Genomic DNA, 17,050 nt, shown 5'->3' with positions numbered 1-17,050 from the left:
CGCAGCATCCGCGCCCTTAGGAAGCCTTCTTCTTCGCCGCGGTCTTCTTCGCGGCCGGCTTCTTCTCCGGCGACTTCTTCTCGTCGCTCGACCCGCCGCGCGCGGCCCGGCTGCGCTCGACGCTCGCACGCAGGGCCTCCATGAGGTCGATGACCTCTCCCCCGTCGGATGCTTCTTCCTGCTCGCCGAACGTCGCCGCGGTGTCGAGCGCGTCGCCCTGCTCGAGCTTCGCGTCGATCAGCGTGCGCAACTCGGCCTGGTAGTCGTCGGTGAACTCCTCCGGGTCGAAGTCCTTCGCGAAGCTCTCCACCAGCGATGCCGACATCTCGAGCTCTTTCGCCGAGATCCGCACCGATTCGTCGAGGGACGAGAACGACGCCTCACGCACCTCATCGGCCCACAGCAGCGTCTGCAGCACCAGCACGTCGCCGCGCACACGAAGCGCGGCCAGACGCGTCTTCTGGCGGAGGGAGAAGCGCACGATCGCCGTGCGCTCGGTCTGCTCGAGGGTCTTGCGCAGGAGCACATAGGCCTTGGGCGAGGTGGAGTCGGGCTCGAGGTAGTAGGCCTTGTCGAGGATGAGCGGGTCGACCTGCTCGCTCGGCACGAACTCCACCACGTCGATCTCGCGGCTCTTCTCCGACGGCAGCGCGTCGAAGTCGTCCTTCGTGAGCACCACCGTCTGCTCGCCATCGTCGTACGCCTTGTCGATGTCGGCGAACGGCACCACCTCGCCGTCGATCTCGCAGATGCGCTGGTAGCGGATGCGCCCGCCGTCTTTGTTGTGCACCTGGTGCAGCGAGACGTCGTGGTCCTCGGTGGCCGAGTAGACCTTCACCGGCACGTTCACCAGCCCGAACGTCAACGCGCCCTTCCAAATCGCCCTCATGGTCCCAGTGAACAGCAGTCACACCCGTCACGGCTATCCCCTTGCGTCGCCCGTCGGCCCGCGCCTTCAAACTGGGCGGGTGCGCGCCGTCGCTCTGCACGAACTCAGGATGAGAACCCGGCACGGCCCGGGGCGGCCCGGATTTCCGGCGTCCGACCCGCGGGCCTCTCGTCTCATCCTGAGTACGGACGAAAAGGGGCGACGCATCGTGGGCCGCGAGGGGCGGATGCTGCGGCGGGGCTACCGTGGACGCATGGCGGGCGGCGAGCAGACGGTGCGGATCGACGGCCGCCGCCTGCGCATCACCAACCTCGACAAGGTGCTCTACCCCGAGACGGGCACCACCAAGGGCGAGGTGATCGACTACTACAGCCGCATCGCACCGTTCCTCATCCCCCACGTCGCCGGCCGCCCCGTCACGCGCAAGCGGTGGCCCGACGGCGTGGGCACCGACGAGCACCCGGGGATGTCGTTCTTCGCGAAAGACCTCGAGGCCGGGACACCGTCGTGGGTCGCGCGGCGCGCGATCGATCACTCCACCGGCGCCAAGGACTATCCGCTCGTCACGGAGCGCGCCACCCTCGTCTACCTCGCCCAGGTCGCCAGCCTCGAGCTTCACGTGCCGCAGTGGCGGTTCGCGCCGGACGGCGACAGGGGGCCGGCCGACCGGCTCGTGCTCGACCTCGACCCCGGACCCGGTACCGGGCTCGCCGAGTGCGCCGAGGTCGCCCGGTGGGCGAAGGCCATCCTCGGCGGCATGGGGCTCGAGGCTCTTCCGGTGACGAGCGGCAGCAAAGGGATCCATCTCTACGCACCGCTCCCGGGCGATCAGTCCAGCGATGCGATCACGGCGCTGGCGAAAGAACTCGCCCGCGCGATCGAGGCCGACCATCCCGAGCTCGTCGTCAGCCAGATGGCGAAAGCGGTGCGACCCGGCAAGGTCTTCATCGACTGGAGCCAGAACAACGGCGCGAAGACCACGATCGCCCCCTACTCGCTGCGAGGTCGCACGCATCCGACGGTCGCCGCGCCCCGCACGTGGGAGGAGCTCGACGATCCCGCCCTGCGCCACCTGCAGTTCGACGAGGTGCTGGCCCGCGTGGCGGATGCCGGCGATCCGATGGCCGACCTCGGCTTCCGCGCGGGGGCCCGGCATGCCGACACCGGTCCTCTGTCGGAGTACATCTCCATGCGCGCCGCCGGCAAGACGCCCGAACCGGTGCCGTCGAATCCGCTCGGCGCCGCAGCATCCGAGGGCCTTCCCGTCTTCGTCATCCAGGAGCATCACGCCACGCGCCTGCACTGGGATCTTCGGCTCGAGCGCGACGGCGTTCTCGCCAGCTGGGCGGTGCCGAAGGGCGTGCCCCCGAGCGCGAGCCGCAACAATCTGGCGGTGCAGACCGAGGACCACCCGATGGAGTACGCCGCCTTCTCGGGCTCGATCCCGGCGGGCGAGTACGGCGCGGGCACGATGACCATCTGGGACGAAGGCCGCTACGAGCTCGAGAAGTGGCGCGACGACGAGATCATCTTCACCCTCGAGGGCCGAGCGGGCGGTCCTCTGGGCCGCGTGCGCCTCGCCCTCATCCGCACCGACGGCACGGGGGCCAAATCGACGTGGTTGCTGCATCGGATGAAGACGGATGCGGCGGGCCGCCCTCAGCCCGAAGGCCAACCCGTCGTGCCCGTCGATGAGACCGACGACGACGAGCGACCCCACGATCACGGGCCGGTGACACAGACGACTCCCCCGGCCTCGGACCTTGCCCCGATGATCGCGACCTCGGCGACCCGCGGCCTCGCCCGCGATGCGGCGCGGCGCTGGGCCATCGACGGGCACCCCTGGGTGGAGATGAAATGGGACGGCGTGCGCGCCATCGGTCTGTGGGACGGCTCGCGTCTGCGGCTGCGCGCCCGCAGTGGCGCAGACATCACCGCGAAGTATCCCGAGCTCAGCACCTCCGACCTGGGACTCGGACCCGATCCCGCGGTGATCGACGGCGAGATCGTCGCCCTCGACGAGAAGGGCCGTCCCAGCTTCCCGCTCCTCCAGGCCCGCATGAATCTGCAGAAAACCCGCGAGATCGCCCGGGAAGCACCGCGCACCCCGGTGAAGCTCTACCTGTTCGACGTGCTGTCGTTCCGCGGCGAAGACACCGCCGGATCGCCCCTCGCCGAGCGCCGCCGCATCCTGGAGTCCCTGGCCGAGGGTGCCCGCGACCCGGTGGTGCTTCCCCCCGTCTTCGACGACCTCGACGCGGCCCTCGAGACGAGCGAGCTGTTCGGTCTCGAGGGCGTGATGCTGAAAGATCCGCGATCGCGGTACCGCCGTGGAGTGCGGTCGGAAGAGTGGCTCAAGGTCAAGCTCACCCGCACGCAGGAGGTCGTGATCGGCGGCATCCGACCGGGTAAGGGCGGGCGCTCGGGATCGATCGGATCGTTGCTCGTCGGGGTCCCTGCACCCGGCGGACTCGCCTACGCGGGCCGGGTCGGCTCGGGCTTCAGCGAATCGACGATCGCCCGCCTCGAAGAGGTGCTGCAACCGTTGCGCACGACCGCGGTGCCGTTCGTCGACGTGCCGGCCGCCGATGCCTCCGACGCCCTGTGGGTGCGACCCGAACTCGTCGGCGAGGTGGAGTTCGCGGAGTTCACCCCGGGGGGCATCCTGCGTCAGGCGCGATGGCGGGGCCTGCGGCCCGATAAGCGGCCCGACGAGGTCGTTCGCGAATCCTGACGTCAGGCGTGGCGGGCGTCGTCGTGCTCGACGTGCCCGGCGGGTTCGAGCTGGAAGGTCGAGTGCTCGACGTCGAAGTGCGTCGCGAGGCACCCCTGCAGCTCGTGCAGGATGCCGCCGGCGCGGCCGCCTCGGAAGTCGTCGTCATCGACCACGACGTGGGCGCTCATCACCGGGGCTCCTCGGGTGAGCTGCCACACGTGCACGTCGTGCACGTCGACGACCCCCGGGGTCGAAAGGATGTGCTCGCGGATGTCGCTGACCTGCATCCCCTTCGGCGTCCCCTCGCTCAGCACCGACGCGACCTCGCGCAGCAGTCCGATGGCGCGCGGCACGATCATGGCCGCGATGAGAAGAGACGCGACGGCGTCGGCCTGCATCCACCCGGTGAAGAGGATCACGACCGCGGCGATGATGACCGCTGCCGAACCGAGCAGATCGCCCAGCACCTCGAGGTAGGCGCCGCGTACGTTGATGCTGCGCTTCTGCGCCGCGCTCAGCAGCCACATCGCGACCGCGTTGGCGAGGAGGCCGATGACGGCGACGACGAGCATGAGACCGCCCGTCACCTCGGCGTCGGCGGGTTCGAGGAGGCGCCGCACGCCCTCCACCGCGACCCAGACCGCCAGCACGATGAGGATCACTCCGTTGACGAGGGCTCCGGCCACCTCGGCGCGCTGGTAGCCGAAGGTGCGTCGGTCGTTGGCCGGGCGCGCGGCCACGGCGCTGGCGATCAGCGCGATGACGAGGGCCGCAGCATCCGTGAACATGTGCACGGCGTCGGCGAGCAGCGCGAGCGAGCCCGACAGGACGGCGCCGACGATCTGCACGACCATGACGATCGCGGTGATCGACAGCGACAGCGCAAGCAGACGCCGATTGCTGGCGCCTCGGAGGCCGCCGCTCGGGCTCGCGTGATCGTGCATGCTCCCAGGCTAGAGCCGGCGCGCCCCCGCCAGGCGGACTTACGCGCTGTCGGGAACGATGACGATTCTCAGTCCGGCACGACCCCCGCGGCGGCCTGGGCGTGGTGCTGGCCGCCGGTCTCGGGGAGGCTGATGCCCGCGTGGCCTCGGCGGGCCTGGATGCGTCGCTCGGCGTGCAGCGCCGGATAGGTGCCGAGCAGCACCACCATCGGCGTGAGAAGACGCACGTCGTGAATACCGTGCAGTCGGTACGTGCGCTCGAACCGCTCGACGTAGAAGCGGAAGTCGCGCGGGCTGTCGTCGAGGCGACGGGCCGACATGCCGGCGACCATGGCCGAGACGTATCCGACCTTGAAGCCGTTCTTCACGAGGTGCACCGAGAGGTCGAGGTCTTCGTGCATGAGGTCGTCGCGGTCGGCGCAGACGTCGTCGCGAACCCCCAGCCATGCTCTCTTGGTCAGCGCCATGTTGCTGCCGAAGAGGAAGACGTACTCGCCGGCGAGCTTCACCTGCAGGCGGCGGAACGCGTCGTCGGCCTGGTGTCCGAACCCGCGCAGCGGCATGTCGTAATACTCGACCGAGCCGGAGGCTGCGTCGAAGTCGCCGGTGGCGAAGGCGCCCTTCACCTGCTCCACCCAGTCGGCGGCGAGGGCGGAGTCGGCGTCGATGCGTCCGATCACGTCACCGGTGGCGGCATCGAACCCGGCGTTGCGCGTGGGGGTGATGCCCTGCTCGGCGTCCTGGCGCACGAGCCGGATGTTCGCCTCGGGGAAGGCGACGCTCATCGCCTCGACGATCTCGGCGGTGCGGTCGGTCGAGCGGTTGTCGACGACGACGATCTCCTCGGCCGCAACCGTCTGCTCGATCGCGGCGAGCAGACAGTGCCGGATCGTCTCCTCCTCGTTGTAGGCGGGGATGACGATCGAGACGGTGGGTGTCGCAGCCATTCTCAGACCGTAGCGGAAACGCTCCGGTGCGGCACTGGCCCGCCGAGACGACAGCCTTTCGCCGAGGCGACATCCCTTTCACGCCGGGATGATGTCGACTCGGCGAGACGACGTCGACTCGACACCGGTATCAGAGCGCAGCGAGCAGGGGCGCCAGCGCGTCGAACGCGCGCGCACGGTGCGAGGCCGCGTTCTTCTCGGCCGCACTCCATTCGCCGACCGTGCGCTCCGCCGCGGGGTCTTGACCGTCGGGCACGAAGATCGGGTCGTACCCAAACCCGCCGTCTCCGGATGCTTCGGACGCCAGCCGTCCCGGCCACACGCCCTCCACGACGTGCTCGGGGCCGTCGGGCACGACGAGCGCGATCGTGGAGACGAACTGCGCGGTGCGGTGCGGGTCGGCGACGTCGGAGAGCTGGTCGAGCAGCAGGCGCAGGTTCGCCCCGGCGTCTTTCGCGTGCCCCGCCCAGTACGCCGAGAACACGCCGGGCGAACCGCCCAGCACATCGACGCACACCCCCGAATCGTCGGCGAGGGCCGGGAGACCGGTGTGCGCTGCGGCCGCACGAGCCTTGATGAGCGCATTGGCGGCGAAGGTGACGCCGTCCTCGACGGGCTCGGGGCCGTCGTACCCCACGACCTCGAGGTCGGGACGCACCCGTGCCACGATCCCGGCGAACTCCTCCACCTTGTGCGGATTGTGCGTCGCGAGCACGACCCGGCGCACCGCCTCCTCAGCCCTCAAGGGACGCCTCCAGCGCGGCCGTCTGGATGTCGCGCAGGTCGCCGCATCCGTTGACTCCCAGCTCGAGCAGGCGGTCGAGCTCGGCCTTGTCGAACGGCGCACCCTCGGCCGTTCCCTGCACCTCGACGAAGAGACCCCGGCCGGTGACGACGACGTTCATGTCGGTCTCGGCGCGCACGTCCTCGACGTAGGCGAGGTCGAGCATGGGCGTCTGGTCGACGATGCCCACCGAGATGGCCGAGACGGAGTCGAACAACACCTCGGAGCGCTGCGCGATGAACTTCTTGCGGCGTCCCCACTCGATCGCGTCGGCCAGGGCGACGTAGGCCCCCGTGATCGCGGCGGTGCGGGTGCCGCCGTCGGCCTGCAGCACATCGCAGTCGATGACGATCGTGTTCTCGCCGAGCGCCTTGGTGTCGACGACGGCACGGAGCGCCCGGCCGATCAGACGGGAGATCTCGTGCGTGCGCCCGCCGACCTTGCCCTTGATGCTCTCGCGGTCGTTGCGAGAGTTGGTCGCGCGCGGCAGCATCGCGTACTCGGCCGTCACCCAGCCCTTGCCCTTGCCGGTGAGCCAACGCGGTACGCCGTTCGTGAACGACGCCGTGCACAGCACGCGCGTGTTGCCGAAACTGATCAGCGCGGAGCCCTCGGCGTGGGCCGACCAGCCGCGCTCGATCGTGACCGGACGGAGCTGGTCGAGCGCGCGCCCGTCGGCGCGGGTGATGTCGGTCATGCGGTTCTCCTCGGGATAGGAATGTGCCACTTTCTGCACACGGTCGGTGGATGCGGCGACTCAGCGTCGCGGCAGGTGGCCGGTCGACGACGTCGATGGTGAAAGGGGGGCGCGGGACGCGATGACCGGGATCGTTCCGGTCTGCACGAGCTGCACCTCGGTGACCTCGCGTCCCATCAAGCGATGGGCGAGGTCGAGGAACTCGTCGGCCGATGCGCCGGTGGCTTCGTACACATGGGTGGGTATCGAGTCAGGACCGGCGAGCAGATCGCGGCTCACCAGCTGGCGGTACACGTCCTTCGCCGTCTCGGTATCGCTCGAGACCAGGCTCACGTCGGGCCCCATCACGTAGGAGATCGCACCCTCGAGGAACGGATAGTGCGTGCAGCCGAGAACGAGGGTGTCGACCCCGGCGTGGCGCAGCGGCGCGAGGTACTCCTCCGCCGTGGCGAGCACCTCCGGCGACTGGGTCACCCCCGCCTCGACGAACTCCACGAACCGGGGGCACGCCTCGGCGAAGACCGTCAGGCGCTCGTTCACCTCGAGCATGTCCTGGTACGCGCCCGACCCGATCGTGCCGGCGGTGCCGATCACGCCGATGCGGCCGTTGCGGGTCGTGGACATCGCGGTGCGCACGGCCGGTCCGATGACCTCGACCACCGGAACGTCGTACCGTTCACGGGCGTCACGGAGCATGGCCGCCGAAGCGGTGTTGCACGCGATCACGAGCATCTTCACGCCCTGCTCGACCAGCGTGTCGAGCACCTCGAGCGAATAGCGCCGCACGTCGGCGATGGGCTTCGGCCCGTAGGGCGAGCGCGCCGTGTCGCCGATGTAGCGGATCGACTCGCGCGGAAGCTGCGCAGAGATCGCCCGGGCGACGGTGAGACCCCCCACTCCGGAGTCGAAGATCCCGATCGGTGCGTCGTCCACGGGACCCCAGCCTACCCGCCGACTCCTGCGGCCCGCCGGCGCGCGGGTATGGTGGCCGGATGAGCGCTCGTACGGCCCTGCACACCGACCGCTACGAGCTCACGATGCTCGACGCCGCTCTGCGCGACGGCACCGCCGATCGGCGGTGCGTCTTCGAGGTCTTCGCGCGCCGGCTACCCGGGGGGCGCCGCTTCGGCGTCGTCGCCGGAACGGGACGCCTGCTGTCGTTGCTGCGCGACTTCCGCTTCGGCGACGAGGAGCTGCGCTTCCTGCGCGACGAGAGGGTCGTGGACCCGACGACCCTCGACTACCTCGCCGACTATCGGTTCACCGGCACCATCAGCGGCTACCGCGAGGGCGATCTGTACTTCCCCGGTTCGCCCATCCTCGAGATCGAGGGCACCTTCGCGGAGGCCGTGCTGCTGGAGACCCTCGCGCTGTCGGTGCTGAACCACGATTCGGCGGTCGCCACCGCCGCCGCACGCATGAGCATCGCCGCCGGCGACCGCCCGCTCGCCGAGATGGGCTCGCGGCGCGCGGGCGAGCAGTCGGCCCTGGCAGCGGGTCGGGCGGCCTATATCGCCGGGTTCGGGGCGACCAGCAATCTCGCGGCGGGTCTTCGATGGGGAATCCCGACGATGGGCACGGCAGCGCACTCCTGGACCCTGCTGCACGACACCGAGGAAGAGGCGTTCCGCTCTCAGGTCGCCGCTCTCGGCGCAGGCACCACTCTGCTGGTCGACACCTACGACATCCCCACCGGCGTCGAGACCGCCGTTCGCGTGGCCGGCACCGACCTGGGCGGCGTACGCATCGACTCGGGAGACCTCCCCACGGTGGCGGCGCAGGTGCGCGAGCTCCTCGACGATCTGGGAGCGACGCGAACGCGCATCACCGTGACCAGCGATCTCGACGAGTTCGCCATCGCCGCTCTCGCGGCCTCCCCTGTCGACGCCTACGGGGTGGGGACGTCGGTGGTGACCGGCTCGGGAACCCCCACGGCCGGCATGGTCTACAAGCTCGTCGCGCGGCAGGGCTCCGACGGCGGGTGGGTCTCGGTGGCGAAGCGCTCGACCGACAAGTCGAGCGCGGGCGGCCGCAAAGCCGCGTTCCGCACCCTCGACGACGGTGTCGCGACGAGCGAGCTGATCGTGGTCTCCGACGGGTTCGAGAAGATCGCGGATGCTGCGTCGCATCCGTCCGCGCGTGCGCTGCACGTGCCCCTGGTGGTCGGCGGGGAGATCGACGAGGCGGCGGAGGGTCCGTCCGGAGTGGCCGCCGCCCGCGCACACCACCTGCGCGTGCGGGAGGAGCTGCCGGTGCGCGGCCTGGCGCTCAGCCGTTCCGAGCCGGCGATCCCGACCGTCTTCGCCGAGGCCGACTGACGCTACTTCGTCAGGTTCTCGTAGATCTCTTTGCAGGTCGGGCAGACGGGGAATTTCTCGGGATCGCGCCCGGGGGTCCACTTCTTGCCGCAGAGCGCACGCACCGGCTTGCCGCTGATCGCCGACTCGAGGATCTTGTCCTTCTTGACGTAGTGCGAGAACCGCTCATGATCTCCGGGCTCGATGCTCTCCTCGCGGATGAGCTCTTCGAGTTCACGGTCGAGGGTCGCCAGACCCCCCTGGTCAGGACTGTCGAGAGGCGTGCTCATAGGGTGCCAGTGTAGTCGGGAGGTCCTTCGCCGGGGCCCGTCACGTCGACTCCGCGAACTCCATCAGTCGGCTGCCTCGTCGCTGGAAGACGGCCGATCCGATCGCCACCCCGAGAACGAGCACCACGACACCCGCACCGATGCCCGCCCACATCGACGGCATCGCGAAGGAGATGTCGCGGGTGAGCGCGAGCCACCCCCACCAGAGGGCCGGAGCGGCGGCGGCGATCGACCCGAGCAGCACGAGGCCCTGCGCCATCGCACCCGACCCGGCGCGCTGCGGCTGCTGGAACGGGCTGTCCCCGGGCCGGGACACCGCGTACGGGGCCAGCGCGGAGGTGATGCTCGACAAACCGAGCCCGGCGAGGAAGAGCGCCGCGCAGACCCCCACCATCGCGGGAAGCAACGCCCACCGACCGTGGAGGGCGATAGCGATGGGGATCGCGATGGCGAGGATCGGAGCGCCGACGAAGATCATGGGCACGAGGCGGCCGATGCGGTCAGACGATCCGCGGACCGCGCTGGCGAGATGCATCCATACGGCGGTCGAGTCGTACGCAAGGTCGTTGTGCGGGAGCCACCCGAAGAAGAGCGCCATGATCGGCACCGGAACGAGTACCGCGATCTCGAAGGGCACGCCCGCGACGAGGAGGGGCACGACGGCGAGCACCGCGGCGACGGGGACGACCACGATGTTGACCAGGTATCGGCGGTCGCGCAGCCAGTAGACCAGGCTTCGCGCCGCGATCGCCCCACCGGGTGTTCCCGGCGCGACGGCGAACCAGCCGAGGCCGCCGCGTTCGCGCACCGCCACGGGTCGCTCCGTGGTGGTGAGCGCGCGGCTCACCAGCGCCACCCACGCGACGGCGAGGGCGACGACGGTGGCCACCATCACCACGGCGCCCCAGACGGCCGCCGCCGGCTGCGACGCGGACGGCAGGGCCCACGCGGCACCCACCGGGGTGTAGCCGAGAACGGCGACGGCTTCACTCAGCTGCGGGGGCACCTGCCCGCGCCATTCGAGCGACGCCAGGAAGACGCCGACGGGAACCACGACGACCAGGATCGCGACCAGGAACATGCCCGACAGCTCACGTGAACGGCGCTCGCGAAGCACGAGCGCGGCCACGGCCATGCTGACCCGCGCGGCGAGCACGCACGTCACGACGCCGGCGACGGCAGAGACGACGGCGACGAACGACGACGCTCCCTGCGCCGTCCACGCGAGCGCCGCGCACACCGAGAGGGTGATGAGCACGAGACTCGGCACGCTGATGAGTCCGGACAGGGCGAGCACAGCGGCGAGCGGGCGGGGAGTAAGACCGAGCACAGCGAACCGGCGCGGATCGAGCGGGTCGGCCGCACCGGTCACGAGCGGTGCGACGACGAAACCGAGGGTCACGGCTGACCCGGCGAAGACGAGGACGACCGCGATCGCCGTCTCGGATGCATCGGCGAGGCTGAGTACGGCCATGGCCCCCACGACCGTCGCGACGACGAGCAGCACCAGGCCAGTGCTCACACGGATGACATGCCGACGGTCGCCCCGGAGGGCGCCGAGCATCGTAGCGATCCTCAGTCGGAGAACGTGTGCAACCACTCGAGGCCTTCCATGTCTCCGAGGCCGCCCGCGAGTTCGAGGAAACGCTGCTCGAGAGTCGACTCGCCGCGCACCTGGTCGACCGTGCCCTCCGCGAGCACCTGTCCGGAGACGATGACCGCCACCCCGGAGCACACCCGTTCGACGAGCTCCATGCCATGGCTGGAGAGGATCACCGTGCCTCCGTGCGAGACGTACGTCGAGAGGATGTCGAGGATGACGGCGCTGGAGACCGGGTCGACGGCCTCGAAAGGCTCGTCGAGCACCAGGAGTCGGGGCGAATGGATCATCGCGCCGGCGAGCATCACCTTCTTGGTCATACCCGCGGAGTAGTCGGAGACCGACCGACCGAGCGCACTCGTGAGATCGAACGCCCGCGCGAGATCGGTCGTGCGCGACTCCACGACAGCTGCCGGCAGGCCTCGGAGCACTCCGTAGTAGTAGAGCAGCTGGCGGCCGGTGAGGCGGTCGAAGGTGCGCAGCCGATCGGGAAGCACGCCCATGAGCTTCTTCGTGGCCGCGCTCTTGCGAGACACGTCGATGCCGCCGATCGTGATGGTGCCGGCGTCGGGGCGCAGGAGACCGGCGATCATCGACAGGGTCGTCGTCTTGCCTGCGCCGTTCGGACCGACCAACCCGTAGAACGAGCCGGCCGGAACCGTCAGGTCGATACCGTCGACGGCCCGCGTGTCGCCGAAGACCTTCGTCACACCGCGCAGCTGAAGAGCGGGAACGGCGGACTCCGCGTCGAAGGCGAGAGAGTCGCCGGGCTCGGTCACGATCACGGCGGGGGCGAGAGCGCCCTCGTCGTCGTCGGTGATGACCGCCTCGTCGACGAGTTCGTCGGATGCGTCGACCGCCGAGGTGTCGGACGGCGCCTCGGTCTCGACGACCGAATCCTCCGGCGCAGCGGGCTCGGGCGCGGATCCGGCGGCCGGCTCGGTCTCGTCGACCGACGCGACCTCGGGGTCGGTCGGTTCGGGGTCGGCGATCGCCTCGTCCTCGGGCGATTCGGGCAGGTCGATGGGCTCGGACGGGTCGCTCGGATCCGCCGCGGAGTCAGCCTCGACCTGATCGACCTCGACGGCGGGCTCGGGCGCGACCTCGACGACAGGCTCGGACTCGACGTCGACGACAGGCTCGGGCTCGGGCTCGACGTCGACGACAGGCTCGGGCTCGACGTCGACGACAGGCTCGGGCTCGACGTCGACGACAGGCTCGGGCTCGACGTCGATGACGGGCTCGGGGTCGGGTTCGGGCTCGGCATCGATGACCGCCGCGGCATCGGCGACGGCCTCGGCCCCGAGGTCGACGACCGGCTCGCCCTCGCGTTCCACGACGGGCTCCGCCGGCGCGTCCGCGACCGGCAGCGCCTCCGATGAATCCGCCTCGGCGGCGGCTGCGGGGGCGTCGTCGACCGGTGACGGCGATTCGGAAGACCGTGAGCCCGCGCCGTGAGCCGCGACCGCCAGATCTGCCGGCAGGGGCGGGACGGGGGGTAGCGGAGGCTTCGGCGGCACGACGACATCGGTGGGCAGCGGCGGGGGCGGACCCGGATCGATCGGCTTCGCCGACGCCTTCGGGGTCGTCCGCGGCGCCTTCGACGCCGGCGTGCGCCGCGGCGTCTTCGCCTTGTTCGCCGACGAGCTCCGCGCCGGCCGCGGCGACGCGGGCTTGGCACGCGGCGCGCGAGGCTTGGGGGCTGCGGCCGGTTGCTCGTCGCGGCCGTCGACGCTCTGGTCTCCGGCCTCTTCGGCCGGTGACTCGAACGGGTTCGGCAGCGATGCTGTCATCGCTCCAAACTACCAAGGGTCACGACCGGCTCCCGCCGCGAATGTCATGGGTGTCGGGTTCTCGGGCGCAACCCCCCAGGCTCTTTCCGGCTCGCATTCGTAGGATCGTGCAGGTGAGCGACAAGGTGCATCGGATCCATTCGCTGCCCGGTGACGCGCCGTGGGACGGCGGCCTCCCGCCGGTCGGCTCCCCCGAGCACCCCCGGACCATCCGCGCCCTCGACCGGGTGCTGGCGATACAGCGCCCCGTCGTGCTGGCGCACCTGCGCAGCATCCGGCTGCGCCACCCCGAGGCGTCCACCCTCGACATCGTGCGCATCCTGGAGCGCCGCTACCTCGCCGCGGTCACGACCGGCGGGGCCGCCGTCGGCGCGACCGCCGTCGTCCCCGGTATCGGCACCGGGGTGACCCTCGCCCTCAGCGGCGTGGAGACGCTCGGATTCCTCGAATCGACGGCGCTCTTCGCGCAGTCGATCGCCGAGGTGCACGGCGTCGCCGTCGAAGACCCCGAACGGGCTCGAGCGCTCGTGCTCACCCTGATGCTCGGCCGCGAGGGTGTCGATCTTCTCGCGCAACTTGCCGGACAGGCAGCCGGGCGCGGCCCCGACCGATCGGGGTACTGGGGGCAGATGATCACGAAGACACTCCCGCGCGCAGCCATCGGCCCGCTCGTCGATCGTCTGAAGACGACGTTCGTGCACCAGTTCGCCGCGCGCGGCGGGGCGTCGGTGCTCGGCAAAGCGCTCCCGTTCGGCGTGGGAGCGGTCGTCGGCGGCGCGGGAAACCACATCCTCGGCCGGCGCGTGCTGGTGGGTTCACGCCGGGCTTTCGGCCCTCCGCCGCTCACCGTCCCCGCCGTCATCGAGCCCCGGCCGGGCGCGAAACGGGTCGAGCACTCGGCGGCGAGCGGCGTCGCGCGTGTCGGCAGCGCGATCGCGGGAGCCGCGGGAAGCACCGCACGCGGAATGGGGTCGGTCGGCCGGCGGGCGGTCCCCCGCCGGAAGCGCAAAGAGATCGAATCGACGACCTCGGCGGAGGTCGACGAAGCCTCCGACAGTGCCGCACCACCGGAGAACACCGACGAAAGGTAACCCCGCCCCATGGACAGCACCCTGCAGTCCCTGACCGACTGGATGCCCGCACAACGGTGGTACGCCTCGAAGGGTCGCACTCCGCGCCTTCGACTCGTCGCCGAGTGGGACGTCGCGAACGAGCCATCCGCGCGCGTGCGCGTGCTCCTCGTCGCCGATGACGCGCCCGAGACCCCGGTGCTGTATCAAGTGCCCCTCGTCGTGCGCTCCACGCGCCCCGAGACGGGGGTCGTGGGCGAGCTCGACGACGCGACGGTGCTGGTCGACGGTGCGACCGACGACGCCTACGCGGCGTGGCTGTACCGGTCGGTGACGGCCGGCGGTCGGGTCAGCGGTGTCGACGGCCCTCTCGACAGCCACCCCGCGGCGCGGCGTCCGTCCACCGCGCCGACCGCCGCGGCGTCGGTGCTCGGGGCGGAACAGTCGAACACCTCGCTGATCTTCCGTCCCGACGGCGAGGGGAGCGCGGTCATCTGCAAGCTCTTCCGTCAGGTGCACCCCGGACTCAATCCCGACATCGAACTGCAGACCGCCCTCGCAGACAACGGGTCGTCGTCGGTTCCGCGCGCCATCGGATCTCTCGAGGGCACCTGGCGCGACCCGGGCAACCCCGAGCACGTCGTGTCGGGATCGCTCGCGTTCGCGCAGGAGTTCCTCGACGACGTCGAAGACGCGTGGCGCGTCGCACTCACCGCCGCGCAGCAGGACGACGACTTCGCCGATCGTGCCGCGGCCCTGGGGGCCGCCGTCGCCGACGTGCACCTGACGCTGTCGCGCATCCTGCCGACGCACGAGGCCGACGACTCCGACAGACGGCGCGTCGCGGCGGTCTGGGAAGACGGGCTGGCCACGGCGGTGGCCGAGATCCCTGCGGTGGCGCGGTTCGCCGCATCCATCCGGGAGGTCTACGCGGCGGCCGAATCCGCCCCGTGGCCGCTGTTCCAGCGCGTGCACGGCGATCTGCACCTGGGGCAGGTGCTCGAGGTGCAGGGCCGCGGCTGGGTGCTGCTCGATTTCGAGGGCGAACCGCTGCGGCCGATCGCGGCTCGACGCATGCCCGACCTCGCGGTGCGGGACGTCGCAGGGATGCTGCGGTCGTTCGACTACGTCGCCGGATCCGTCGAACGGCTCGGCGTCGACGAGACCCGGGCACGTGCGTGGGCGACCGCGGCGGTCGCCGCATTCGAGCGGGGCTACGCCGCGGCGGGCGGCCCCTCGGCCGACGAGCGGCTCCTGCGGGCGTTCGAACTCGACAAGGCCGTCTACGAGGCCGTCTACGAGGTGCGCAACCGCCCCGACTGGCTCTCGATCCCCCTGTCGGCGATCGAGCGGCTCACCCGCGGCGTATGACCCCCTGAGCGCACGACGAAGGCCGCCCCGCATCGAGCGGGGCGGCCTTCTTCGCTTGATGGGTCAGGAGCCCAGGGAACCGAGCGTCACGTTCGCGGTGCGGGTCTGACCGTCGCGGACGTAGGTGACGGTCGCGTCGCTCCCGGCGGCCACGGCGCGCACCTGCGCGGTGAGATCGACCGAGTTCGTGATCGGGAGGTCGTTGAACGCCGTGACGATGTCGCCCGAGCGGAGCCCGGCCGCGGCCGCGGGACCGCCGTCGGTCACACTCGCCACGTAGGCGCCCTCGATCGTGGAGTTCGCCACGGTGGAAGTCGACTGCACCGACGCGCCCAGCAGACCGTGTGTCGCCGAGCCGTTGTCGATGATCTCGTTCGCGACGCGCTCGGCGACCGACGACGGGATCGAGAAGCCGACACCGATCGAACCGGCCTGACCGCCGCCGGATGAGCTGCCCGCCGAGGCGATGGCGACGTTGATGCCGATGAGACGGCCCTGGTCGTCGACGAGCGCGCCACCGGAGTTCCCGGGGTTGATCGCCGCATCCGTCTGGATGACGGCGATCTTGATCGTCTCCGACGACGGCGTCGAGCCCTGCCCGCCCTGCCCGAAGTCGAACTGGAAGGGGCTCTCGCCGGAACCGCCCTCACTGGGCTGGTCGTCCTGCGGTGCGGCCGACGACGCGACCTCGATCGAACGGTTCAGAGCGCTCACGATGCCCGTGGTGACCGTGTTCGACAGCCCGAGCGGGGCGCCGACCGCGACCGTCGCGTCGCCCACGTTCAGATCGCCCGAATCGCCGAACTCGATCGGCGTGAGACCCGAAGCATCCGTCAGCTTGATGACGGCGAGGTCGTACGTGGGGTCGGTGCCGACGACCGTCGCGTTGTACACGCGCCCGTCGGACGTCGTCGCGCGGATGGTCGCGTCGCCCGTCGCGCCGTCGAGGGTGACCACGTGGGTGTTGGTGACGACGTAGCCGTCGGCGCTCAGGACGACGCCGGAACCGGTGCCGCCGCTGCTGCCGCCGGTCGCGCTGATCGTCACGACGCTGGGCACGACCTTCGCGGCGATGCCGGTGGTCTGGTTCACGTTCTCGGTGTCGTTGACCGTGACCGTCGCCGCCCCCGCGACCGGGGTCGCGTCGGACCCGCCCCAGAGGCTGAGGCCGGCGTAGGTGCCGCCGAGGCCGGCGGCGCCGCCGACGAGTGCGGCGGCCACGATGAGGCCGGCGACCTTGCCCGCGTTCGACTTCTTGCGCGGAGCGGTGTCGATGGTGCCGTGCAGCGGCAGGGTGGGCTGGGTGTGCTGCGGCGGGATCCCGAAGCTCTGGCCGGCCGGCTGGCCCGCGTAGCCCTCACGGGAGGGCACGCCGTATGCCGGCTGCTGGGGGGCACCGCCGTAGGGCGCCTGCGGGTGGGGCGGCTGCGGCGGGCGCTGTCCCGACCACGCGGGAGCAGCGGGCGGCGCCGACGGCTGCGCCGACGCCGGAGTCGTCGGAACCGGCGGTGCGGCGGGCGCGGGGGTGCCTGCCGACGCGGACGTCGCGCCGGTCTGCGGCGCCGGCGTCGCGTCGGAGGAAGTGTGCGGCGCGGGCGTCGCGGCGTTCTCGTCGGGGCGGTCGCCCTGTGTCTCACTCATGATTGCTCCTT

Annotated in this window: 14 protein-coding genes; 4 read left to right on the top strand and 10 right to left on the bottom strand. The window is 70.8% G+C overall.

Features of this window, described 5'->3' with window-relative positions; all coding sequences use genetic code 11:
• Window positions 1-16 precede the first annotated feature (16 nt).
• Complete coding sequence (locus DEU34_RS05570; protein ID WP_121149165.1) at window positions 17-889, bottom strand: Ku protein; 873 nt, start codon at window positions 887-889, stop codon at window positions 17-19.
• Between the two features lie 253 nt (window positions 890-1,142).
• Between DEU34_RS05570 and DEU34_RS05565 the strand changes: the two genes are divergently transcribed.
• Window positions 1,143-3,623 (top strand): ATP-dependent DNA ligase, encoded by a 2,481-nt coding sequence (locus tag DEU34_RS05565; RefSeq protein WP_121149164.1) that lies wholly within the window; start codon window positions 1,143-1,145, stop codon window positions 3,621-3,623.
• Between the two features lie 2 nt (window positions 3,624-3,625).
• On the opposite strand, the gene DEU34_RS05560 is transcribed toward DEU34_RS05565, so the two are convergent.
• The 5 genes from DEU34_RS05560 to murI form a co-directional block, all read right to left on the bottom strand.
• Window positions 3,626-4,549, bottom strand: a complete 924-nt coding sequence (locus DEU34_RS05560; RefSeq protein ID WP_121149163.1) for a cation diffusion facilitator family transporter — start codon at window positions 4,547-4,549, stop codon at window positions 3,626-3,628.
• Window positions 4,550-4,617: 68 nt separating this feature from the next.
• On the bottom strand, window positions 4,618-5,496 hold the full coding sequence (locus tag DEU34_RS05555; protein WP_121149162.1) for a glycosyltransferase family 2 protein: 879 nt from the start codon (window positions 5,494-5,496) through the stop codon (window positions 4,618-4,620).
• Window positions 5,497-5,626: 130 nt separating this feature from the next.
• Window positions 5,627-6,223, bottom strand: coding sequence for an RdgB/HAM1 family non-canonical purine NTP pyrophosphatase (rdgB, locus tag DEU34_RS05550; protein WP_121149161.1), 597 nt, complete (start codon window positions 6,221-6,223; stop codon window positions 5,627-5,629).
• A 7-nt stretch (window positions 6,224-6,230) separates the two neighbouring features.
• Entirely contained in the window at window positions 6,231-6,977 is a 747-nt protein-coding gene (rph, locus tag DEU34_RS05545; RefSeq protein WP_121149160.1) for a ribonuclease PH, read from the bottom strand.
• A gap of 60 nt (window positions 6,978-7,037) precedes the next feature.
• Window positions 7,038-7,910: a glutamate racemase gene (gene murI, locus DEU34_RS05540; RefSeq protein ID WP_121149159.1), complete on the bottom strand. Its 873-nt coding sequence runs from the start codon at window positions 7,908-7,910 to the stop codon at window positions 7,038-7,040.
• 59 nt (window positions 7,911-7,969) lie between these two features.
• Between murI and DEU34_RS05535 the strand changes: the two genes are divergently transcribed.
• Window positions 7,970-9,295 (top strand): nicotinate phosphoribosyltransferase, encoded by a 1,326-nt coding sequence (locus DEU34_RS05535; RefSeq protein ID WP_121149158.1) that lies wholly within the window; start codon window positions 7,970-7,972, stop codon window positions 9,293-9,295.
• A 2-nt stretch (window positions 9,296-9,297) separates the two neighbouring features.
• Here the strand turns inward: DEU34_RS05535 and DEU34_RS05530 are convergent, their stop codons facing one another.
• From DEU34_RS05530 to DEU34_RS05520, 3 genes are read right to left on the bottom strand one after another with little or no spacing between them, the layout of a single operon-like run.
• Window positions 9,298-9,564 carry a DUF3039 domain-containing protein gene (locus DEU34_RS05530; RefSeq protein ID WP_116646268.1) on the bottom strand — a complete coding sequence of 89 codons (267 nt, stop codon included), beginning with the start codon at window positions 9,562-9,564 and terminating at the stop codon, window positions 9,298-9,300.
• Window positions 9,565-9,604: 40 nt separating this feature from the next.
• A complete protein-coding gene (locus DEU34_RS05525; protein ID WP_259460038.1) occupies window positions 9,605-11,128 on the bottom strand; it encodes a hypothetical protein in 1,524 nt (507 codons plus the stop codon).
• An 11-nt stretch (window positions 11,129-11,139) separates the two neighbouring features.
• The gene (locus DEU34_RS05520; RefSeq protein ID WP_121149156.1) at window positions 11,140-12,957 is read right to left on the bottom strand and encodes an ATP-binding cassette domain-containing protein; all 1,818 of its coding nucleotides are present in this window, start codon (window positions 12,955-12,957) and stop codon (window positions 11,140-11,142) included.
• 113 nt (window positions 12,958-13,070) lie between these two features.
• On the opposite strand from DEU34_RS05520, the gene DEU34_RS05515 reads away from it, so the two are divergent.
• On the top strand, window positions 13,071-14,048 hold the full coding sequence (locus DEU34_RS05515; RefSeq protein ID WP_259460037.1) for a hypothetical protein: 978 nt from the start codon (window positions 13,071-13,073) through the stop codon (window positions 14,046-14,048).
• 9 nt (window positions 14,049-14,057) lie between these two features.
• Window positions 14,058-15,398 carry a maltokinase N-terminal cap-like domain-containing protein gene (locus DEU34_RS05510; protein WP_121149155.1) on the top strand — a complete coding sequence of 447 codons (1,341 nt, stop codon included), beginning with the start codon at window positions 14,058-14,060 and terminating at the stop codon, window positions 15,396-15,398.
• Window positions 15,399-15,461: 63 nt separating this feature from the next.
• On the opposite strand, the gene DEU34_RS05505 is transcribed toward DEU34_RS05510, so the two are convergent.
• Complete coding sequence (locus DEU34_RS05505) at window positions 15,462-17,039, bottom strand: S1C family serine protease (RefSeq protein WP_121149154.1); 1,578 nt, start codon at window positions 17,037-17,039, stop codon at window positions 15,462-15,464.
• Window positions 17,040-17,050: the final 11 nt, after the last annotated feature.

The sequence above is a fragment of the Microbacterium sp. AG1240 genome (genome assembly GCF_003635115.1).
GTDB lineage: Bacteria > Actinomycetota > Actinomycetes > Actinomycetales > Microbacteriaceae > Microbacterium.
This window is presented reverse-complemented; position numbering and strand designations above follow the sequence as displayed.

Coding starts and splice junctions, on each gene's coding strand:
- DEU34_RS05570 (WP_121149165.1), bottom strand. CDS start 889: ATGAGGGCGATTTGGAAGGGCGCGTTGACGTTCGGGCTGGTGAACGTG.
- DEU34_RS05565 (WP_121149164.1), top strand. CDS start 1,143: ATGGCGGGCGGCGAGCAGACGGTGCGGATCGACGGCCGCCGCCTGCGC.
- DEU34_RS05560 (WP_121149163.1), bottom strand. CDS start 4,549: ATGCACGATCACGCGAGCCCGAGCGGCGGCCTCCGAGGCGCCAGCAAT.
- DEU34_RS05555 (WP_121149162.1), bottom strand. CDS start 5,496: ATGGCTGCGACACCCACCGTCTCGATCGTCATCCCCGCCTACAACGAG.
- rph (WP_121149160.1), bottom strand. CDS start 6,977: ATGACCGACATCACCCGCGCCGACGGGCGCGCGCTCGACCAGCTCCGT.
- DEU34_RS05535 (WP_121149158.1), top strand. CDS start 7,970: ATGAGCGCTCGTACGGCCCTGCACACCGACCGCTACGAGCTCACGATG.
- DEU34_RS05530 (WP_116646268.1), bottom strand. CDS start 9,564: ATGAGCACGCCTCTCGACAGTCCTGACCAGGGGGGTCTGGCGACCCTC.
- DEU34_RS05525 (WP_259460038.1), bottom strand. CDS start 11,128: ATGCTCGGCGCCCTCCGGGGCGACCGTCGGCATGTCATCCGTGTGAGC.
- DEU34_RS05520 (WP_121149156.1), bottom strand. CDS start 12,957: ATGACAGCATCGCTGCCGAACCCGTTCGAGTCACCGGCCGAAGAGGCC.
- DEU34_RS05510 (WP_121149155.1), top strand. CDS start 14,058: ATGGACAGCACCCTGCAGTCCCTGACCGACTGGATGCCCGCACAACGG.
- DEU34_RS05505 (WP_121149154.1), bottom strand. CDS start 17,039: ATGAGTGAGACACAGGGCGACCGCCCCGACGAGAACGCCGCGACGCCC.